This window comes from Glacieibacterium arshaanense (genome assembly GCF_004681125.1).
Lineage (GTDB): Bacteria > Pseudomonadota > Alphaproteobacteria > Sphingomonadales > Sphingomonadaceae > Polymorphobacter_A > Polymorphobacter_A arshaanense.
The window spans coordinates 264,861-284,218 of the sequence record NZ_SIHO01000002.1 but is presented as its reverse complement, the minus strand read 5'-3'; the positions used below and the strand labels follow the sequence as shown (position 1 = coordinate 284,218).

Annotated in this window: 20 protein-coding genes; 4 read left to right on the top strand and 16 right to left on the bottom strand. The window is 65.6% G+C overall.

The features are described from left to right. Positions 1–3: 3 nt before the first annotated feature. Entirely contained in the window at positions 4–372 is a 369-nt protein-coding gene (locus EUV02_RS07590; protein ID WP_207790140.1) for a DUF427 domain-containing protein, read from the bottom strand. A gap of 123 nt (positions 373–495) precedes the next feature. Between EUV02_RS07590 and msrB the strand changes: the two genes are divergently transcribed. Beyond that, positions 496–906 carry a peptide-methionine (R)-S-oxide reductase MsrB gene (msrB, locus tag EUV02_RS07585; protein ID WP_135245646.1) on the top strand — a complete coding sequence of 137 codons (411 nt, stop codon included), beginning with the start codon at positions 496–498 and terminating at the stop codon, positions 904–906. Positions 907–1,041: 135 nt separating this feature from the next. On the opposite strand, the gene EUV02_RS07580 is transcribed toward msrB, so the two are convergent. From EUV02_RS07580 to EUV02_RS07540, 9 genes are all read right to left on the bottom strand, one after another. After that, on the bottom strand, positions 1,042–2,763 hold the full coding sequence (locus EUV02_RS07580) for a DUF4153 domain-containing protein (RefSeq protein ID WP_135245645.1): 1,722 nt from the start codon (positions 2,761–2,763) through the stop codon (positions 1,042–1,044). Positions 2,764–2,823: 60 nt separating this feature from the next. Continuing rightward, on the bottom strand, positions 2,824–4,470 hold the full coding sequence (locus EUV02_RS07575; protein WP_135245644.1) for an amidohydrolase: 1,647 nt from the start codon (positions 4,468–4,470) through the stop codon (positions 2,824–2,826). A gap of 64 nt (positions 4,471–4,534) precedes the next feature. After that, positions 4,535–4,810: a hypothetical protein gene (locus EUV02_RS07570; RefSeq protein ID WP_135245643.1), complete on the bottom strand. Its 276-nt coding sequence runs from the start codon at positions 4,808–4,810 to the stop codon at positions 4,535–4,537. A gap of 239 nt (positions 4,811–5,049) precedes the next feature. Then, positions 5,050–6,978, bottom strand: coding sequence for an amidohydrolase (locus EUV02_RS07565; protein ID WP_135245642.1), 1,929 nt, complete (start codon positions 6,976–6,978; stop codon positions 5,050–5,052). 244 nt (positions 6,979–7,222) lie between these two features. Continuing rightward, positions 7,223–7,954, bottom strand: coding sequence for a GlsB/YeaQ/YmgE family stress response membrane protein (locus EUV02_RS07560; protein ID WP_135245641.1), 732 nt, complete (start codon positions 7,952–7,954; stop codon positions 7,223–7,225). Position 7,955: 1 nt separating this feature from the next. Beyond that, the gene (locus tag EUV02_RS07555; protein WP_135245640.1) at positions 7,956–9,170 is read right to left on the bottom strand and encodes a toxic anion resistance protein; all 1,215 of its coding nucleotides are present in this window, start codon (positions 9,168–9,170) and stop codon (positions 7,956–7,958) included. Between the two features lie 149 nt (positions 9,171–9,319). Then, positions 9,320–9,901: a TetR/AcrR family transcriptional regulator gene (locus EUV02_RS07550; RefSeq protein WP_135245639.1), complete on the bottom strand. Its 582-nt coding sequence runs from the start codon at positions 9,899–9,901 to the stop codon at positions 9,320–9,322. Positions 9,902–9,967: 66 nt separating this feature from the next. Then, positions 9,968–11,638, bottom strand: a complete 1,671-nt coding sequence (locus EUV02_RS07545) for a sulfatase-like hydrolase/transferase (protein ID WP_135245638.1) — start codon at positions 11,636–11,638, stop codon at positions 9,968–9,970. 49 nt (positions 11,639–11,687) lie between these two features. Then, a complete protein-coding gene (locus EUV02_RS07540; protein ID WP_135245637.1) occupies positions 11,688–12,065 on the bottom strand; it encodes a DUF4345 family protein in 378 nt (125 codons plus the stop codon). A gap of 114 nt (positions 12,066–12,179) precedes the next feature. Here EUV02_RS07540 and EUV02_RS07535 point away from each other — a divergent pair, with 114 nt between their 5' ends. From EUV02_RS07535 to EUV02_RS07525, 3 genes are read left to right on the top strand one after another with little or no spacing between them, the layout of a single operon-like run. Beyond that, positions 12,180–12,482, top strand: a complete 303-nt coding sequence (locus EUV02_RS07535; protein WP_135245636.1) for an SCP2 sterol-binding domain-containing protein — start codon at positions 12,180–12,182, stop codon at positions 12,480–12,482. Between the two features lie 26 nt (positions 12,483–12,508). Continuing rightward, positions 12,509–12,790 carry a hypothetical protein gene (locus tag EUV02_RS07530; protein ID WP_135245635.1) on the top strand — a complete coding sequence of 94 codons (282 nt, stop codon included), beginning with the start codon at positions 12,509–12,511 and terminating at the stop codon, positions 12,788–12,790. A 4-nt stretch (positions 12,791–12,794) separates the two neighbouring features. After that, entirely contained in the window at positions 12,795–13,883 is a 1,089-nt protein-coding gene (locus EUV02_RS07525) for an MBL fold metallo-hydrolase (protein ID WP_135245634.1), read from the top strand. A gap of 96 nt (positions 13,884–13,979) precedes the next feature. Here the strand turns inward: EUV02_RS07525 and EUV02_RS07520 are convergent, their stop codons facing one another. From EUV02_RS07520 to EUV02_RS07495, 6 genes are read right to left on the bottom strand one after another with little or no spacing between them, the layout of a single operon-like run. Beyond that, on the bottom strand, positions 13,980–14,633 hold the full coding sequence (locus EUV02_RS07520; protein WP_135245633.1) for a 2-hydroxychromene-2-carboxylate isomerase: 654 nt from the start codon (positions 14,631–14,633) through the stop codon (positions 13,980–13,982). Next, positions 14,630–15,784 carry a glutathione S-transferase C-terminal domain-containing protein gene (locus EUV02_RS07515; protein WP_135245632.1) on the bottom strand — a complete coding sequence of 385 codons (1,155 nt, stop codon included), beginning with the start codon at positions 15,782–15,784 and terminating at the stop codon, positions 14,630–14,632. The genes EUV02_RS07520 and EUV02_RS07515 overlap by 4 nt, the downstream gene beginning before the upstream one ends. Continuing rightward, positions 15,784–16,626 (bottom strand): enoyl-CoA hydratase-related protein, encoded by an 843-nt coding sequence (locus tag EUV02_RS07510; protein ID WP_135245631.1) that lies wholly within the window; start codon positions 16,624–16,626, stop codon positions 15,784–15,786. The genes EUV02_RS07515 and EUV02_RS07510 overlap by 1 nt, the downstream gene beginning before the upstream one ends. After that, positions 16,623–17,639, bottom strand: a complete 1,017-nt coding sequence (locus tag EUV02_RS07505; protein WP_243445821.1) for a glutathione S-transferase N-terminal domain-containing protein — start codon at positions 17,637–17,639, stop codon at positions 16,623–16,625. The genes EUV02_RS07510 and EUV02_RS07505 overlap by 4 nt, the downstream gene beginning before the upstream one ends. Before the next feature lie 20 nt (positions 17,640–17,659). Further along, entirely contained in the window at positions 17,660–18,631 is a 972-nt protein-coding gene (locus EUV02_RS07500) for an NAD(P)H-dependent flavin oxidoreductase (RefSeq protein ID WP_135245629.1), read from the bottom strand. A gap of 33 nt (positions 18,632–18,664) precedes the next feature. After that, the gene (locus tag EUV02_RS07495; protein ID WP_166430556.1) at positions 18,665–19,300 is read right to left on the bottom strand and encodes a hypothetical protein; all 636 of its coding nucleotides are present in this window, start codon (positions 19,298–19,300) and stop codon (positions 18,665–18,667) included. Positions 19,301–19,358: the final 58 nt, after the last annotated feature.

Below are 19,358 nucleotides of genomic sequence, written 5' to 3'. Positions count from 1 at the left end.
CCCTCACGCCAGCGACCCACCGCGCAGGTCAGGCTTGCCCGAGACAATGCTGTCGACACGGTCGGGGTAGAACGCCACATGCCCGGCAATCGCCGCGACTTCGGGCAGCGGGTTTTCGTAGCTCCACAGCGCGTTTTCGGCGCGGCGGTCGTGGATGACGATGCTGAAATGCACCGCGTCGCCCTTGTGCGGGCAGTGCGTGACATGGCCGGTCGGTGCGCACAGATCGAGGTCGACATCGGCGCGCGGGATATAGACCACCGGCGGCAAGTCACCTTCGACAAGCACCAAGGAGCGGATGCTTTCGGCGATGACATGCCCGGCGAAACTGACGCGGACATAGTTTGGATTGGGCGTGATGGTGATGGTCACAAAACAGACTCGCGGGTTGCGGTGGGACAGGCTGGCGCGCATGATAGCGAAGCCGGAAAACCGCGCAGCAAGATATTTCGCTTACGCTGTAACCGTAGCGCCCACCCGACCGAAAGACCCGTCATGAGCGAAACATTCCCGATCCAGAAAACCGATGCCGAGTGGCGCGCGCTGCTCGATCCCGACCAGTACGCCGTGCTGCGCGGCCACGGCACCGAGCGCCCCGGCACCTGCGCGCTCAACTATGAAAAGCGCAACGGCAGCTATGCCTGCGCCGGCTGCGGCAACGCGCTGTTCGCCACCGCGACCAAGTTCGAAAGCGGCACCGGCTGGCCCAGTTTCGGCGCGCCGATCGCCGGCTCGGTCGGGCTGACCGTCGACCGCTCGCACGGCATGGTCCGAACCGAAGTGCATTGCAGCCAGTGCGGCGGCCACCTCGGCCATGTCTTCCCCGACGGGCCGCCACCTACGGGGGAGCGCTACTGCATGAACGGTGTGGCGATGACGTTCACGCCGCAGGGCGGCGAGAACTAAGTCCCAATTTGCCGACGGCAAATTGGGACTTAGGGCGAGACTCGCCCCAGGCCGGCCGGCGGGGCGGGCGGAAACCCCGCCCGAACCCGTCCGACGCGCGGGCTTTGCCCGCGCCGCTAACTTACCTGCCCCCGCTCACTCGAACGGCTCCCCCACCGGCTCACCGCCCACAAACACCTGCCGACGTTCCACGGTCCGGATCTCCACCTGACCCGCGGCAAGCGCCGCGGCCTGCTGTGCATTGCGCTTGTCAATCTCAGCCACGGGTTCAGATTGGAAGCCCGTCGTCTCGTTCCATGCGCCAGCATATTCGCGCAACAGCCGCGCTTCCACCCGCTCGGCGCCCGCCCAAAGCCTGCCGACCAGCACCGCGCGGGTCGCACCGGGTTCATAGAACAGCACGCAGCGCGCGGTCTTGGTGCAGCCGGCATAGTCCGAAACCGACTGCCGCAGCGAGGCGGGCAATGGCACGGTCTGTGGCTTGATCACTAACCGCTCCTCGATACCGATCGCCGCCACCTGCTGGCGCTGCACATCATAGCGCGCATTGCGGTCGGCCTTCGCCGCCACGGCCGCCGCCGCGCGGATTTCCGGTGTCTTGCCTTCGGTCACCAGCCGCTTCACCGCCGCTTCACCCGGTGCACCGAAATCGAAGCGCAGCGCCGTCCAGTCGAACTTGTCCGCCGGCGTGCGGCCATTCGCCAGCCGCGCCAGCTGGTCGCGTGTCGATATCGCGCCGAAGTTGACCAGCGGTGTCGACAGCAGCAGCGCCACCCCGCACAGCCCTACCGCCAGCCGCAGATTGGCGATGCGCACCCGCACCGGCCAGCCACTGCGCGCGCGCAGCAGCGCCAGCAGATAGCCCAGCCCGTAAGCCTTGGCGAAAGCGATGAACACCAGCGCCCATAGCCGGTCGGGGGTAAGGCCGTACTGGTTGATGCGCAGCCCCGTCGACACCGCGGCAATGGCCGACAGCGGTAGCATCGCGAGTGCCAGCACGACCGCCGACCAGCGCAGCAGCGCCAGCCGCGACACATCCACGGGTCGGTCGCCGATGACGGCGTTGATCAGCAGCAGCGCGCCGATGATGCAGCTGAGCAGGATCGGCGTCGTCGATTTGGTCGCCTGCCACAGCGGCGCGAGGCCGGTGAACGGCAACGCCAGCAGGAACAGCAGCAGCCCGGCGGCGAGCACCGGCGCCAGCACCGACAGGATCGTCATCACCACGCGCTGCAAGGTGCTGATCACCGCCGACCGGTCGCGCAGCAACCCGACCGCACCGCCGAACGCACCGCCGACCAGCACCGCGCCGAACTGATCATTGCGCAGCAGCTTTTCGAGCGCATCGATGCCGATCAGGTTGAACAGCGCCGACAGCAGGAACATCAGCAACCAGACGATGCCGACGAACAGCAGCGCTGCCAGAAACAGCAGCACGTTGGTCCAGGCGTGGTCATGGACGGCAGGATAGGCCATGGCGAACCGCCCGGCACCCGGCGCGCGCGCATCGCGCCACGCCTGGAACAGCGGCGCGGCAATCGCCACCGTCAGCGCTGCGCAGACCAGCCGCCAGGTGTCGGAATAGCCCCAGCCGCCGTTCCAATAGACTACCGCCGCGATGACGGTACCGGCAGCGGCCGCGAACGCCGCACTCCAGTGCAGCCGCGTGCGCTCGATGACAAAGCCAAACGCCACGCCGCTGACCGCGAGCAACGTCGCCAGCGCTAGCTGGACATTCCCGGCCGGCGGCCCGCCCGGCGCGACCGCGACAAGCTGCTGCACCGCCAGCGCCACCAGCGCGCCCATGACGCCAAGCAGCAGCGACCGCAGCGGCCAGGCGTCAGTGGTTTCGGGCATCGCGGTAGCTCCCGGTTGCGTGCGCCGCATCATGTCGCAGCGTTGGTCGTTGCGCTAGAGCTAGTCGCGGTAGAACACCGGCTTGCCTGCCAGCCAGGTTTCCTCGACCAAAGTCCCACGAATGGCCGCCGGCGGGCCGGTGAAGATGTCGCGGTCGATGATGATAAAATCGGCCCATTTGCCCGGCGTCAGCGTGCCCGCGAAGCTATCCTCGAAATTGGCATAGGCGGCCCCCGTGGTGAATGCCGCGAACGCCTGTTCGATGGTCATCTTTTCGCCCGGGATCCAGCCGCCCGGTGGTGCATTGTCGGCGCCTTGGCGGGTCACCGCCGCATGGAGCCCATAGAACGGGTTGGGCGATTCGACCGGGAAGTCCGAGCCGCCGGCATAGCGCGCGCCCGACTTGAGCAGCGTCGCCCAGGCATAGGCGCCCTTGAGGCGCTCGGCGCCGATGCGCGCCTCGGCCATGTTCATGTCCGACGTCGCGTGCGTCGGCTGCATGCTGGCGATGACATTCAGCGACGCGAAGCGCGACAGGTCGGGCAGCGCCACCACCTGCGCGTGTTCGATGCGCGGCCGCAGCGCGGCGCGTTGTGCCGGCGTCAGTCGCGCGAAGCTGTCGAGCACCTGCGCGTTGGCGGCATCTCCAATGGCGTGGACATTGGGCTGGAAACCGCGCGCCGCCGCACTGGCGACGTTGGCGTCCATTTGCGCCTGCGTGCTGAAAAGCAGCCCATTGTTTCCCGGCGCATCGCTATAGGGCGCCAGCAGTGCCGCGCCGCGCGAGCCGAGCGCACCATCGGCGTAAAGCTTGACCGACATCAGCGCCAGCCGGTCGGTACCGCTCCATTTGATCGGGCCGTCCGGTGCAATTTTGGCGAGCGCCTCCATGCCGCCGGCCATCGCGTAGATGCGCGCGGTCAGCTTGCCATCGCGGTCGAACGCCTGCAGCCGCGCGAAGCCGCCCTGCGACACGCCGGCATCGCCGACCCCGGTCAGCCCGACCGAGGCCATGATGAACAGCGCCTTAGCCAGCGCGGCGTCGTCTTCAGCAGGCGTCGCCGGCGGGATGACGGCCTCGACAAGGTCGGTGGCAGCGTCGACAAGCACGCCGGTCGGGTTGCCTGCCGCACCGCGTTCGATGCGGCCACCGGCGGGATCGGCGGTTTTGGCGGTGATGCCCGCCGCCGCCAGCGCCTTCGAATTGAGCCAGATGGCATGGCCGTCGACGCGACGCAGCGCCACCGGCCGGTCGGGTACCACCGCGTCGAGCTCAGCCGCCGTCGGAAAGCGCCCAAGCTTCCAGATTTCCTGGTTCCAGCCGCCGCCCTGCAGCCAAGCACGTTGCGGGTTCGCCGCGGCATAGGCCTTGAGCGCCGCCTGCGCCGCCGCCAGCGTCGGCGTGGCCGTCAGGTCGAGCGCCAGCGCCTGCGCGCCGAGGTGTTCGACATGGCCATGCGCGTCAATCAGACCGGGCAGCAGCGTGCGGGTGTGGACATCGATGCGCTTGTCACCGGCCCCCAGCGGCGGCAGCGGCGCGCCCCTGGGCAAAGTCGCGCTGACCCGCCCGTCATCGTCGATCAGCAGCGTCGCGAAGCGCTGCAGCTTGCCCGCTGTATCCAGCGTGTAGCCATTGGCGTTGACGATCTGCGTTGCGGCATCGGCAGGCACCGCGCCCAGCAGAAGAATCGCTAAAAGTCGCTTCATGGCCAGCCCCCGTTTCGAACAGACGGGCACCATATACCGGGTCCTGTCGCGCTGTCGCGCGGTATCAAAAACGGATTCGGGTGGTCAGATTGAGCGCCGGGCCGCTGCTCGACAGCGACCCGCCACCGGGCTGCGCGTAGCCAGCCTTGCGCCACGTCACTTCGGTGCCGAGCACCCACCACGGCTGCACCGTCAGCAATACATTGCGAAACAGCGTCTGGTTGCGACCCGTGCTGCCGGGCGCGACGCTGGCCAGCTTCATCGACGGCAGCATGCTGCCCGACCTCACGCCGAAGCCACGCCGGCCGAACAGGACATCAGCCGCGCCGGTGTCGAACATGGCGGGCGCTGCGGGCTCACCGACGTTAGCGGGAGGGGGAAGATGTGGCGGGTTTGCGCCCGCCACATCCCCCGGAGTGCCAGCGGGGCTCGAAGCCGGCACTGCAACTGTTTTGGCCAACACCGCGAATTGGCGCTGCAGCCCTAAGATCAGCGGCCCCTGCGCGTCAGGCACTGCCTGTGCCCGGGCGCCGGTACCGGCGAGCACTGTCGCCAGCGCCAGTATCGCTGCGCCCCGCATCAGGGCCGCAGTGCGGCGGCTTGCAGCATGCCCAGGGTTTGCCGCGCCGTCGGTGACAGCGGCGCCGACGGTGCCGGCGTATGGGCATCGTCATTGTCCACAAGTTCGCTGTCTTGCGTCGCTGCTGCCTGCTGGCCAGTGGCGACATAGACCGTCTTGCCCTCCTTGATTGTCTCGACAACCTTGATCGACTTGATCGTCGTCGGCGCTACCTTGAGCGGGTTGCTTTCGAGAATGACCAGATCGGCAAGCTTGCCGACTTCAAGCGTCCCCTTGGTCTTTTCTTCCTTGATCTGGAACGCCGCGAAGCTGGTCACGGCGCGCAGGCCGTCATAGGGAGACACGCGTTCATCAGGCCCGATCACGCGGCCGCTCGCCGCGATGCGGTTGACCCCGGCATCGACGACTTCAAGGATCGACGGCGACGGCGTCACCGGCGCATCATGCGAAAAGGTGAACGGCAGGCCGGCACGGCGGAAGGTTTCGGCGGGGGCTGCGTGCGCGGCGCGTTCTGCACCCCACAGTTTGTCAGCGAGGTCGCCGGCTTTGGCAATCGACGGCGTCAGGAAGCTCGGTATCGCACCGTATTGGCGCATCTTTGCGATTTGGTCGGGGCGTAGCACGGTGGCGTGGATGAACACCGGGCGGTGGTCGCGCATGCCATATTTCGCCACCGCCTTGGCAATGGCGCTGAGTGCCTGGTCGGCGGCGGCATCGCCGTTCATGTGCATGTTTATTTGCAGGTTCGACGTCCAGAAGCGGTCGAATGCCGCGTCGAGCACGGCGTCGGGGATCTGCCGGTAGCCGCTGTAGCTGCCAGTCTTGCCGGGCGGGTTGACCGTGAACGGCTGGGTAAACCACGCTGTATCGAGGCTGCCGTCGAGCCAGAACTTGATGCCGCCAAGCCGCACGCGGTTGATGTAGCGCTTGTCGAGATCCGGCCGGGCGGCGAGCAGCTGTTGCGCACTGCTGCGCGCGACCCCGGCTTGGTCGAAGATTTCATCCTGGCGGCTGACCATCGCATTCGCCGAAGCCGGCGCGTAGGTGTCCGCGACATCCTTTGCCGAGGCGAGCAGCGCGTCGGTGACCGAATCCTTGGCACAGACATACAGGTCGATGGGCAGCAGGTTCTTGTCGATGGCATTGCGGACAATCGCGATGTCATCATTGCCCAGCCCGAGTCCGCAATCCTGCGCGGTGGTCTGGCCCATGCTCGCCCACAGCCGCGCGCCGCCAGTGATGACGTCGTCGGCAAGCTTGCCTGTGAAGGGCGGGCGCTTGGCGCGCACTAGGTTGAGCGCGGTTTCTTCCATCGGGCCGGCAAGCGACTTGCCATCGCTGTCACGTGCGAACACGCCGCCTTCGGGGTTGGGCGTTGCTGCCGTCACGCCGGCTGCTGCAAAGGCTGCGGCGTTGGCAGCACCCAGGTGTCCCGAGTTGTCGACGATCAAGACCGGGCGGCCCGGCGCCACAGTGTCGAGCTCTGCCGCCGTCGGGGTGCGGCCTTCACGCAGCTTGATCGCCGAATAGCCGAAGCCGACAATCCAGGCGTCGGCAGGCGTCTTGGCCGCCTGGACCTTCAAACGCGCCAGCACCTCTGCGACGTCGACGGTGCCTACCAAATCGGCATCAACAAGATTCTTGCCGAAATAGACCATATGTCCGTGGGTATCGATGAAGCCCGGCAGCAACGTGTGCCCGCCGAGGTTGACGACACGCGTCGACTTGCCGCGCGGGGCCCCCTTGAGTGTACCCGCATAGACGATCTTGCCGCCGCCGACGGCCAGCGCTTCGACATAGGCCGGTTTGGTACCTGCCATCGTCAGGATGTCGCCGCCGGTATAGATGGTCGTTGCGGTTGGCGCAGCGGCGTTGGCCACGCTACCCAAACTCGCCAGTGCCATCGCGGCGGCGGTGATCACCTTCATGCCAAAGCTCTCCACGGGGGCCTCGGCGATCTCAAGCCGCCGCCGTCACCCGCACCCATTCAACCAAATGTCAGGCAATAACCGTGCCAAATTTGGTGAAGTGGCGACTGCGGATGAGTCCCGAGATGGACACGCAGAATCAGCGTCGGACAGGGCGGGGCTGGCGTTGAATTTTGCAAAGCGAAGTTTGCAAAAGGCGAATTTCTTTGCGTTCCGCAAATCGGCTGGCGGGCGGCGGTGGCGTCTATTTGATCTCTTCGTTGCCGTAGCGACTTTCGAGGAAGCGTCCCTGAATCAGGAACGCGTTGCGGTCGCCTTCGGCCAGTTGTTCGGAGACGCGCGCCAGCTCGCTGTCGACGACATTGAGTCCGTCGATCAGCCGCTTTTCGATGTTGCTGCCATCGGGTGCCGCGACCTTGCGCTGCGCCACCGGCACCTTGGTATAGCGGTCAACGAGTTCGGGCAGATGCTGGCCGAGCAAGCGGTTCAAATCGGCCGCCACCGGATCATTCGCCGGCAGCGCTGCCAGCTGCGGTTCGAGCACCGCGAGCCGCGCCGAAATCGAATCGATCTGCGGCGCCGCAAGTGCCGGCAGTGCACGGCGGCGGCGGTCGAGCCAGGCGTCGGTCATTGCCGGCAGCTTCGCCGGGGCACTGCGCACGATGGTTGTCGCATCAGGCGCCGGCGGGCGCGGATAGATGCCGAGCAACACCAGAGCTCCGATGGTCGCCATGATGATCGCGAGCAGCACCGACGTGCCGATGCCGCCGGCAACCAGACCCCAGGCGATGCTGCCGACGATCACCGCAGCGACCAGCATGAGCATCCGCGTCAGCTTCGATGCCGCATCGCGGATGGCGCGCTGGCGGCGCCGCGATGCCGCCTGCACCTGCGCGGCGCGCGACACCGGGCCGACCGGCAATGCGCGGCGGCGCGCGTCCTGACGGCGCGCCTCTTCGGTCGCGTCGAATGCCATCTTAGCCGGCGAGCGCGGTGAACGGCGATTCGGACGCGGGCAGCGCCTTGGCGGTCGCGGCACCTTCGGCCCGCGCGATATAGCCGCGGCTCTTTTCGACTTCGGACGACAGCGTGCCGATGGTGGTCTTCATCGAATCGAGCGCCTTGAGCTTGAACGTGTCGATCGCATCCATCGTGTCATAGACGTTCTGGAACGCGCGCTGCAGCGTCTCGACCGGAATCGTCGAGCTGGCAGCGGCCTCGTGGATCTTGCCGGTCTGCGTCTTGAGCAGGTCGCCGGTCGAATCGATCATGCCGGCGGTGGTCTTGTTGAGCGCGCCGATCTGTTCGAGCACGAGGCGTTGGTTGGTCAGCGCCTGCGCGACGGTGACCGCGGTGCGCAGCGCCGACACGGTGGTGGTCGAAGCGCGGTCGACGCCCTTGACCAGTTCGACGTTGTTCTTCTTGACGAGGTCGAGCGCCAGATAGCCCTGCACGCTGACCGCCATCTGCGTCAGCAGGTCGGTGGTACGCTGGCGCACGTAGAAAAGCGCGCTTTCGCGGATCGCCTTTGCCTTCGCCGGCTCATTGTATTCGAGCTCGTCGGCCTTGGCTTCGAGCGCGGTATCGAGCGTCTTCGAGATGTGGATCATCTGCTCGAGCTTGCCCATCGTCGCCCACAGATTGGCGCGTTCCTGGTCGATGGCGGCATTGTCGTGGAGCAGCTCGTCCTTGCCCGAGGCGAGACGCGTCAGGATCGTCGAGATATGGCTCTGCGCCGACTTGTAGCCGTCGAAATACTGGCGGATCTTGCTGCCGCGCGGGATGATGCCGAACAGCTTTTTCGGCTGGAACATGTCCTGGCGCTTGCCGGGGTCGAGGTCCTCAATGGTGCGGCGCAGTTCGGTCAGATTGGCGCCGATGCCGGTGTCCGAATCGATGGCGCGCACCGGCCGGTCGAGGAAGCGGTTGCTGTGGCCCGCGGCTTCCTTGATCTCGGCGGCACCCAAATTGGTCAGTCGGTCGACTTCCGCACCGAACTCGGGCGAGTTGGCGTCCTTCGACACCAGCGTCTCGACATAGGCCGCGACATTGGCCTCGAGCTTGCTCGTTTGTTCGGGCTTCAACGGCACCAGACCGGCAGCCTTGCCGGGCGCGACCACCGCGACGGGGGTCGGCGGCGTCAGCACGATGGTGGGTTCGGCGGTTGCGGTAGCAGTCGGATCACTGGCCATTTCAGGCAAACTCCTTGGGGCAATAGCCTAGACTAGCAAAAGACCGGGCATGATGCGAGGTCTGGTGTGTTGTCATTACCATACACTTAGGAAGCCGGCGCGCAAGTTCAAGCACACCGCATGGCAATTTGGCGCTGCCAAAAGGCGTTTCAGCCCAGCAGTCGCGCCAGCGTGACGTCGACAACGCGGCGTGTCGCTACGGCGTCGAGGCCCTGGGTGTGGCGCAGCCGGTTCCAGCCCTCGAAACTCAGGATCATATCGAGCGCTTCGAGGCGGTCGGCGTCGAGCGCTTCGGCAGGCACCACATATTGCAGCCGCATGCGCAGGAAACGGTCGAGCTTTTCGATATCGTCCTGCAGCGCCGGCGAGCGCAGCCGGTAGCCATCGGCGGCGCGGCGGTACGGCGCGATGCTTTCGAACACCGAAAACCGCCGGTCGATCAGTTCGACGAGCTTGCCGCGCCAGTCGGGGCTGGTGAACGGCAGCTTCGCCGCCTGCATGAATTCGCTTTCGAGCCGTAGCGACATCTCGCGATACAGGCTCTCCATATCGTTGAAATGCCGGAAAACGCTACGGATGCCGACCTTGGCGGTCGCGGCAACTTCCTCCGCATTGGGTGTCGTCTTGCCGGCCAGCACCAGTTCGAGCAGCGCATCGACAATCCGGGCGCGACTGCGTTCGGAACGCCGGTGGCGACCATCAAGTGTTTCGGGTTTAAGCACTTCTGACATGACACATCCTTGGCTGGACGCGCCGCCTAGCTTGTCGCTGGCGCCGCGTCCACCCCACATTATGCCCTAGTTCGACCAGTAGATATAATCCTCATTCGGCTTGGCCGGGAAAGACAACGCCCGGTCGACGGGAATGGCGCTTTGCGTCAGACTGGGCCACATCGGCGGCTTCTGCTGGGCGTCCTGCGCGCGTTGCAGTGCGTTGAGTTCGGCGACCTTGGCGGGGTTACTGGCCGCCAGATTGACCCGTTCGGTCGGATCGACGGCGAGGTTGAACAGAAAGTCGCGACGCGGCAGGTCGAGGTGCTGGAGCTTCCAGCCGCCCGACTGGACGACGCGGTAGTCGCCCGAGCGCCAGAACAGCGCCTTGTGCGGCTCGCCGCTCGCCTTGCCCTGCGCCCAGGGCAACAGATTGACGCCGTCGATCGGCCGGTCGGCGGGTAGCGCGGCGCCGCCGGCGGCGGCCGCCGTGCTGAACAGGTCGAACGTCGACACTGGCACCGGCGAGGTCGAACCCGCGGCAATCTGCGCCGGCCAGCGGATACCGAACGGCACGCGGATGCCGCCTTCGAAGAAGGTGATTTTCCAGCCGCGATACGGGTGATTGATGTCGGGCAGGCCGATATAGTGCGGGCCGCCATTGTCGCTGGTGAACACCACCATAGTATTGTTGTCGAGGCCCTGAGCCTTGAGCTCGGCCATGACGCGCCCGATACCACGGTCGAGCGCCACCAGCATCGCGCCGTAGACGCGCTTGCGGTGACCCTCGGGGGTACTGTCATCGATCGCGGTCAGCGCATCATAGTCGGACTTCTTCGCCTGCAACGGCGTGTGCGGTGCATTATAGGCCAGATACATGAAGAACGGCCGGTTGCGATTGGCCTTGATGGCATCGACCGCCTGCGTCGTCAGATAGTCGGTCATATATTCGTTCGGCGCGAAGCGCTTGCCGCCATTGTACTGCACGCTGAACGGCAAATTGGCCCACAGGAACTTGTCGATCGGGTCGAAATCCTGCTTCGAATTGACGACATCGGGGGCATCCTTGGGCAGGTACATCTGCCCGCCGATGATGAAGCCCAGCGACTCGTCGAAGCCCTGCTCCTCGGGCCGCATGCCCTTGCCGCCACCGAGATGCCATTTACCGAGGTGGACGGTGTGATAGTCGCGCGCCTTGAGCAGCTCGGCGATGGTGATTTCGGAGGCCGGCACGCCCTGGTCGTCTTGCGGCGGCTGTCTGTCGACATTTTCTTCGTGGAAGATCGTCGGGTGGCCCATGTCGTTGGGGAACTTCGAAATGTAGCGCGCCATCGGCGTGCCGGTCGAGGTGAACTCGAAGCCGAAGCGCGTCGGGTAGCGGCCGGTCATCAGCGCGGCGCGCGTCGGTGAACAGGTCGCATTGCCGGCATAGCCGTTGGTGAACTGCACGCCCTGGCGCAGCAGCGCATCGATATTGGGAGTCGGCACCGCACCATTCGCCAGGCCGCCGCCGTTGACCGTGATGTCATTGAAGCCGAGGTCATCGGCGAGGATGTAGATGATGTTCGGCGCGCGCGCGTCGGGCGCGACCGTCGCGGTCGCAGGGCCCTGCTGCCACGGCACCGGATGGTTTGGCTCGACCTTCGGCGCGAGCAAGCCCGGCAGGTGCAGGAACAAATAGTCACGCGCCAGATAGGCGGCACCGCCGACCACGACGAGACCGACTGCTGTCGTGGCCAGCAGCTTCTTGAGCTTCATTTGGCGCCCTTTCGTTCGGGACATATTGTCGCGGCGTGCCGCGTGCGGATCAACGCGCCGGCAGCGTCCGGAAGCCGGTGACGACGATGAGCATCATCACGATTTCGGCCACGATCGGCTCGACCGAGCCGGGGACGACGCCGTCGACCATGAAGCTGACGAGGCGGCCGAAAATGGCGCACGCCAGCAGCGCAATCGGCACCAGCAGCGGCCAGCGCACCGACTTCCACGCCGCATAGAGCGCGAACAGCGCACCGCTGACGAAAAAGCCGAACATGTCGGCACGCAGTGTCGCGTGGCCGAGCAGCGACAACGGCGCCAGCGCGAAGTTCGCGGCGGCCTCGACCGGCCGCAGCAGGAACAGCGTCCCGACGAAAAGCATGAACAGCGCCTGGGCGGCAATTGCCAGCCGGATGAAAATTTGCATAAGTCCCCTCACTCCCCGATTTTATGAATATGACATTACATGTGTCGTTAGATTTGACAAGGGGCGAATGACGCGGCAATGGTGCCGCAAAATCAACCTAGGGAAGGATAATCCATGACTCTCGACGAAATCACCGCCGGTATGGCCGAACGCGTTGCTGCTAAGGGCGGCATCAAGGGCAAGGTCGTCAAGTTCAACTTCGGCGATGACGGCTGCGTGCGCATCGATGCCAAGGCCGATCCGGCTGTCGTCGACAACGCCAACTCGGACGCCGATTGCACCGTCAAGATCTCGAAGTCGGACTTCATCGACATGTCGACGGGCAAGCTCGACAGCATGAGCGCGTTCATGACCGGCAAGCTCAAGATCGAAGGCGACATGGGCATCGCCATGCAGCTCGGCACGATCCTCAGCTAAGCCAAACCGTACCACGGAGTATAATCATGTTCTGCAAGATCGCCGTGACCGGCATCCTCGCCGCTGCCGCAATTTCGGCGCCGGCATTCGCCGATGCCAAGTCGGCGGCCAGCTGCGCTGCCGGCCTCAATAAGGACGCGCAGCTGATCTACAACACGACGGCGCCCAAGGTCACGCCGACCACCAATCTGCAGGACACCATCAAGTCGACTACGCGCGGACTGGTCATGGGTGGCCAGATCGATCGCGCCAATGCCAAGCCGGCGGCTGAAGCTGCCGGCCAGTGCCTCGCCCAGCTGAAGGGCTAATTATATGCGCACCGTCACCAAGGTCATCGCCTCAGTTGCGGCGTTGGCCGTGGTGGCGGGCGCAGTTGCCTACAGCCAGCGCGGCGCCATCGCCCAGCGCATGTTCGTTCGCGGCGTCACCGCCGCGATGGCGACCGACCCCATCAAGCAATTGCCCGACGGGCTCCACGTCATCCTGTGCGGCGCCGGTTCGCCGCTGCCCGATCCGACACGCGCCGGGCCGTGCGTTGCGGTCGTTGCCGGCCAGCGGCTGTTCGTCGTCGATGTCGGTGACGGCGCGGTCCGCAAGCTGGGCATGATGGGCATCAACGCCAGCCGCGCCGAAGCGGTGCTGCTGACGCATTTCCATTCGGACCATATCGACGGCCTTGGCGGCTTCATGCTCCAGCATTGGGGCGGCGGCGCGTCGAAGGCCCCGCTGCCGGTGCACGGCCCGCAGGGTGTCGAGCAAGTCGTCGCCGGTTTCAACGAAGCCTATAAGCTCGATAGTGGCTACCGCATCGCCCACCACGGCCCCGGCGTCATGCCGCCGTCGGGCATCGGCGGCGTCGCGCTGCCGTTCCAGATCACCCAGGGCGGGCCGTCGGCGGTGCTGATCGATACCCCCGACCTCAAGGTGACCGCGTTCCCGGTCGACCATGCACCGGTCGAGCCGGCGGTCGGCTACAAGTTCGTCTACAAGGGCCGCACCGTCGTCATTAGCGGCGACAACAAGCCGTCGAAGCGCGTCGAGGCGGAAGCCAAGGGCGCCGATTTGCTGGTCCACGAGGCGCTGTCTCCCGAACTCGTCAAGATTCAGGAAACCGCCGCGCTCAAGGGTGGCCGCATCAACCTCGCGCATGTTTTTGCCGACATTCCGGGCTACCACACCTCGCCCACCGCCGCCGCGGCCATCGCACAGGCGGCCGGCGTCAAGATGCTGCTGCTCGATCACATCGTCCCGGGGCTGCCGTTCAAGGCGCTCGAAATCCCGTTCGTCGGTGATGCGCGCAGCAAGTTCTCGGGGCCGCTACAGGTCGGCCATGACGGCGACCGCGTCAGCCTGCCGGCGAACAGCGACAAGATCGAAACCGGCAGCGCGCTGCGCTTCTGATCAGGGCCTCCGGCGGGCAGGGCCTTGGGCCCTGCACCCGATCGAAGCGCGCCTAACAATTGGGTGCAGGGCCCAAGGCCCTGCCCGCCGGAGGCTCTACCCCCGCTTCTGCATGCCCTTGAGCTTCAACCGCCATTCAAGCTGGTCATACCGGTCCTGACCGAAGAACGGCTCGCCATCAACCGCCATCATCGGCACGCCGTAGTGGCCCGCCTCGCGCTGTGCGACCTGGCTGGCTTCAATGATGCCGTCGAGGCGTTCGGCGTCGCGCGCGGCGATAACGTCCATCGCGGCCAGGTCGAGCCCGGCGCGCGCTGCGGCGTTCGCCAGATGATCGCCCTCATGCCAGCCGATGACGCTGCCGTCCCAGATGACCTTGCTGACCTCGTCGAGGAACGCCAGGCCCTTGCCCATTTCGGTCGCCACTTGGCCCAACCGGGTCAGCCGGTGGATGTAGGGCTGTTCCTTGGGATATTTGCGCGTCGCAAAATCCATCACCACCGGATCGGGGCGCGGCCAATGGAACGGCAGGCCGAGAAACGCTGCGGTGCGGTAGGTATCCTTGGCGAGATAGGTGAACCACAGCGGGTCGGAATTGTCGAAGAACTCGGGCTGGCGCACCGCGATCGGGTAGACGACGCGGACGTTGCACTTGACGTCATAGTCGCGCTCCATCGCCACCAGCCGGCTGGTGACCAAGTACGAATACGGCGAACGGAACGACCAGAACAGGTCATAGTTCAAGGTCATTGCGCGTCTCCCCAGACTTCAAGATTATTGTCACGTTCGACGCGTCGTGCCGGCCGGCAGGCGAGTAGCGGCGTCAGGCCGGTGCGCGCGAACAGCGCATCGAGCCGCGCCCGCGCCGCCGCGTCGAGCGCGTCGGCGGCATCAAGGATGCGTTGCAGCAGGTACAGCCGGTACGGAAACACCCCGACCGTCAACCGCTGGCCGCGCCAGTCGAAACTGGTTTCGCCCATGACGCGAACGTTGGGTTTGACCGTCACCAGCGCGCCGGCCGTTACCGGATTGGCGGCGAGCCAGTCGTTGGCGAACGCCGTCATCGCGACGATTTCGGGCAGATAGTCCTCGGCGACATAGGCCAGCACATGCGCGAGGCTGTCGGGGATAGCGTCATCGGCGAACAGCGCCTCGCTGAAATCGCCATATTCGGCGGCGTCATGGTCGGGGGCGTTCATGCGCTCGGTCCAGCGCCAGACGCGCCAAGCCCTGGCCTTCATCAGCGCCGTCGGGTGCGGGTCGCGCCCCAGATGTGCATAAAGCGCGGCAATCAGCCCATAGTCTCCGATCGTCGGGCGGCCGCCGAGCAGATAGGGGCTGTGTTCGAGATGCGCATCGAAACGCGAGAGGAAATCGAGGTAGCTCGCTTCAATGGCCGGTGCGGTCTCCGGATTGACGCCGAATATCATCGTTGCCTTGCGCATGCGCTTCGAGGTCATGGCGATCTGCTCGGCCTGCGCCTGCGCGTCGGCCAGCGGCAACAGCGAGCCGGCAAAATCGCGCGCGCGGAACGCCTCATTGTCGCTATCGAAGTTCCAGCGATAGTGCATGGCCGGGCGCAACAGGCCCTCGCCGCCGAACAGTTCGAACAGCAGCGCAACGACGCGCTGGACGCCAGCGGGCGGCAGCGCCGGAAACCGCGAGGGGCCAAGCCCCTCGAAATGGTCGATGATGGCGCTGCCGTCCTGCACCAGATGACCGCCGGGCAGCTTGACCACCGGGATGATCCAGCGGCCGATGGCGGGTACGACGCTCTCGCGGAATTCGGGCATGCCGACGGCGCGTTCGACATAATCGATGCGCTGCTTGCGGAAATACGACCGCACCTTGCCGGTATAGAGCGACCCCGACATGCCGTAGAGGATGGGCAGGTCGGTCATCAGTTGCCCTTGAACGCCGGGGCGCGCTTGTCGCGCAGACTGGTGATGCCTTCGCGGAAATCCTGCGTTTGCGTCGCGCGGTCCTGCTCGAGGTCCGACGCGACAAAGCCCTGATCGTAGCAATCGTCTTGCGCCGTCCAGATCTGCGCCTTGATCGCGGCGAGCGAGCGCGGTGCCGAGTTGGCGACGATGTTGGCGGCGTACGCCGCAACATGCGGCATCAGTGCGTCATCATCGAGCACGGCGTTGACGATGCCCAAGCGCTCAGCCTCGGCGCCATCGAAGCGCCGCGCGCTGTAGAGCAGGTCGGCCGAACGCGCGGTACCGATCAACCGGCTGAGCAACCACGCGGCGTTCTTTTCGCCGGGGATGCCGAGCCGCGCGAAGGTCGCGTTGAACAGCGCCGAGCGCGCGGCAAAGCGGATGTCGCAGTGCAGTGACAGGATGAAGCCCCAGCCGAATACCGGTCCGTTGATCGCGGCAATCGTCGGCTTGCGCGAGGTGATCAGGCCATTCCAGCCGCCTGCAAAGAAGCGGCTCATGTCGGGGCCGATGTCGTCACCCCATTGCGGTGCGGGACGCGGCGCTGTCGGCGGCGGCGCACCGACGCCCTTGCCGCCGACACCGCTGCCGATGACCGCAAGGTCGAGCCCGGCGCAGAAGCCGCGACCGGCACCGGTGATGACGATGACGCGCACCGCCGGGTCGGCTGCGGCCGCATCGACATGCGCGAAGAACTGCCCGAGCATGGGCGGGGTTAGGGCGTTGAGCTTGTCAGGGCGGTTAAAGGTGATCGTCGCGACGCCGTCGGCGACGGCGTAGAGCATGTCGTTATCGCTCATGTGAAAAGCCTTTCGCAGCCGGTGCCAGCCAGCAGTGCATCGACGGTGGCACGCGCCTCGGCGGGCAGTGCATCGCGTTGTGCGCGCAGCGCCATCAGGCACTTGCCGTGATAGGGGAAAGTCGGCTGCGCCCAGCGCTGGCCGTCGATTGTCGTTTCAAAGTCCGCCGCCTGCGCCATCAGCGCCGCGCCGTTGGCGAGCAACACCGGCACATAGGTCCGGCCGATTTCGTTCAGCAGCGCCTTGAGCGTCGGTTGCGGCGCCTTGAGGTCGAGCCAGTCGCCGGGCTCGAGCCCCGACAAATCCTCGACGATATCGACCCAGGTGTAGACGCGCGGCGCCGTGGCCAGCGTCAGCGCCATCGGCGTCGGATCGAAATGCGTCAGCGCCGTCAACTGGCCGAAGAAGGCGAAGTCACCAGACCCAGGGCGTTCGCCGAGCAGGTAGGCATGCGCTTCGAGGTGCGCTGAAAACAGCTTCAGGAAGCGTTCGTAGCTGGCTTCGATCACCGGCGCGGTCACCGCGTTCGAGCCGACGACATAGAGCCGCGAAATCTGCCGCTCGCTGATGAACTTGCTCATCGTCGCAAGCTCGGCCTCGGAGCGCTTCATGCCGGTCCAGCGCGGCAGGATTTCACCGGCACGCGCGATATCGTCGGCATAATGCCAGCGGTAATGGAACATCGCCTTGGTCAGCCATTCATCGCCATAATCTTCGAGCAGCGCATCGATGAACGCCAGCGCCGGGTCGGCCGGGATGATCGGCCGATCCGGATACTCGCGCTCGAACCGCCGGATCAGCGGTGTCGAGTCGGTCACCGCCTGCACGACGCCATCGGCATCGGGCAGGAAGAACGTCGGCAGCAGCGGCACCTTGGGGCGCGGCAAGCCTTCAGGCGGGCCGCCCGACCCGCCCATCAGCAACCGGTACGGGATATGCCGGTAGCGCAAGACGGCGAGCATCTTGCGCGTGTACGGCGACCCCGGCACGCCCATAAGCTTGAGGGGGGCCAAGATGCTCGCCGCAGCCATGACTAGAGGAACCCCGGCAGGCGCTTGCGGATAATCGCTTCGGCTTCGGCCATCATGCCGTCGATCAGTTCCTTGCAGGTCGGGATGTCGTGGATCAGCCCGACGACCATGCCGCACGACCAGGCGCCGGCGTCCATGTCGCCGTCCATCATGATCTTCGGATAGACGCCCGCGACTTCGGCGATGATGTCTTCGAACTTGATGTTGGCGCCGAGTTCCTTTTCCTTGGCGATCAGGCGTTCGACGGCGGGGTTGGTGAGCACGCGCTCGGTGTTGCGCAGCGGCCGCATCACCAGCCGCGTGTCGAGTTCGGTGGCGCGTAGGATCGCTTGCTTCACATTCTCATGCACCGGCGCTTCTTTGGTGGCGATGAAGCGCGTCCCCATGTTGACGCCTTCGGCGCCGAGCGCGAGTGCGGCCACCAGCTGCTTACCGTTGGCGACGCCACCCGAAGCAACAAACGGAATCTTGAGCTCTTCGGCAGCGCGTGGCAGCAGGATCCAGTTCGGCACGTCATCTTCGCCGGGGTGGCCGCCGCATTCGAAACCGTCAACCGACACTGCGTCGCAGCCGATAGCTTCGGCCTTCAGGCTGTGCCGGACGGCGGTGCATTTGTGGATGACCTTGATGCCGGCTTCTTTCAGCGCCGGCAGCCACTTGACCGGATTGTTGCCGGCGGTTTCGACAGCCTTGACGCCGCCGTCGATGATCGCCTTGACGTAGCCGGGATAGTCGGGCGTCGCGAGGCCGGGCAGGAAGGTCAGATTCACGCCGAACGGCTTGTCGGTCATGTCGCGGCAGCGGGCGATTTCCTTCGCAAGGTCTTCGGGCGTGCGCTGCGTCAGGCCGGTGATGATGCCCAAACCGCCTGCGTTCGACACGGCGGCCGCCATTTCGGCAAAGCCGACAAAATGCATGCCGCCCTGGATAATCGGGTGCTCGATGCCGAACAGTTCGGTAATACGCGTCTTCATGGTCAATCTCCCCAGAATGAGTCGGTGCGGGCCTTAGTGGCTGAATGTCAGTTGCATCAGCGCCGCGCCGAGCGCAATCGCCAAACCGACCCACAGCCGCGGGCCGACAAACAGTCGCAGCATCGGCGACGTCGGGAACGAGAAGGTCAGCGGCGTCGACGCAATCTTGTACGGATGGATCGCCGCGAAGCGTGGATCGAGTACCAGCGCCGCCATGTCGCGGCGCGAGCGGTAGCGCATCAGCCCGACGATGCTCCAGCCCGGATCGGCCGGAACGCCCGGCCCCCAGGCATCGACATAGCCGCCCGCGGGCCGCGCGACATAGGCCGGGTGGCCGCCGCGCGCGAACAGCGCCTTGATGAACGGCTTCGAATAGCGCTGCAGCAGCACGCGGCCATCGGTCATGGCGCCGGTCACCGGATCGGCGGCCTCGCGCGCAATCTTGACCAGGTTGAGCATGACGAATTCGCGGCCGTCGTCGTTGTCCAGAAAGCTGCGGATGGTGTCGCGCAACTCGGCATTGTTGGCGCTTTCGTGGTCGGTCGCGGCGCGCGCGGTGAGCGCCGTCATGAACGCTTCGACCTCGGCGGGCTTCATCGGCCCACGCCAATTATCATACCACAGCCTGAACAGCAGATAGAGCGCCAGCGCCCCGAGCCAGATCATCATTTGCGCGCCTTCCCCGTCTGCTGCCACTTGCCATTGCGGCTTATTGACACTATTAATG

Coding starts and splice junctions, on each gene's coding strand:
- EUV02_RS07525 (WP_135245634.1), top strand. CDS start 12,795: ATGCGCACCGTCACCAAGGTCATCGCCTCAGTTGCGGCGTTGGCCGTG.
- EUV02_RS07550 (WP_135245639.1), bottom strand. CDS start 9,901: ATGTCAGAAGTGCTTAAACCCGAAACACTTGATGGTCGCCACCGGCGT.
- EUV02_RS07560 (WP_135245641.1), bottom strand. CDS start 7,954: ATGGCATTCGACGCGACCGAAGAGGCGCGCCGTCAGGACGCGCGCCGC.
- EUV02_RS07545 (WP_135245638.1), bottom strand. CDS start 11,638: ATGAAGCTCAAGAAGCTGCTGGCCACGACAGCAGTCGGTCTCGTCGTG.
- EUV02_RS07495 (WP_166430556.1), bottom strand. CDS start 19,300: ATGATGATCTGGCTCGGGGCGCTGGCGCTCTATCTGCTGTTCAGGCTG.
- EUV02_RS07570 (WP_135245643.1), bottom strand. CDS start 4,810: ATGTTCGACACCGGCGCGGCTGATGTCCTGTTCGGCCGGCGTGGCTTC.
- EUV02_RS07515 (WP_135245632.1), bottom strand. CDS start 15,784: ATGACCGACCTGCCCATCCTCTACGGCATGTCGGGGTCGCTCTATACC.
- EUV02_RS07500 (WP_135245629.1), bottom strand. CDS start 18,631: ATGAAGACGCGTATTACCGAACTGTTCGGCATCGAGCACCCGATTATC.
- EUV02_RS07530 (WP_135245635.1), top strand. CDS start 12,509: ATGTTCTGCAAGATCGCCGTGACCGGCATCCTCGCCGCTGCCGCAATT.
- EUV02_RS07580 (WP_135245645.1), bottom strand. CDS start 2,763: ATGCCCGAAACCACTGACGCCTGGCCGCTGCGGTCGCTGCTGCTTGGC.
- EUV02_RS07520 (WP_135245633.1), bottom strand. CDS start 14,633: ATGACCTTGAACTATGACCTGTTCTGGTCGTTCCGTTCGCCGTATTCG.
- EUV02_RS07540 (WP_135245637.1), bottom strand. CDS start 12,065: ATGCAAATTTTCATCCGGCTGGCAATTGCCGCCCAGGCGCTGTTCATG.
- EUV02_RS07535 (WP_135245636.1), top strand. CDS start 12,180: ATGACTCTCGACGAAATCACCGCCGGTATGGCCGAACGCGTTGCTGCT.
- EUV02_RS07510 (WP_135245631.1), bottom strand. CDS start 16,626: ATGAGCGATAACGACATGCTCTACGCCGTCGCCGACGGCGTCGCGACG.
- msrB (WP_135245646.1), top strand. CDS start 496: ATGAGCGAAACATTCCCGATCCAGAAAACCGATGCCGAGTGGCGCGCG.
- EUV02_RS07555 (WP_135245640.1), bottom strand. CDS start 9,170: ATGGCCAGTGATCCGACTGCTACCGCAACCGCCGAACCCACCATCGTG.
- EUV02_RS07575 (WP_135245644.1), bottom strand. CDS start 4,470: ATGAAGCGACTTTTAGCGATTCTTCTGCTGGGCGCGGTGCCTGCCGAT.
- EUV02_RS07565 (WP_135245642.1), bottom strand. CDS start 6,978: ATGAAGGTGATCACCGCCGCCGCGATGGCACTGGCGAGTTTGGGTAGC.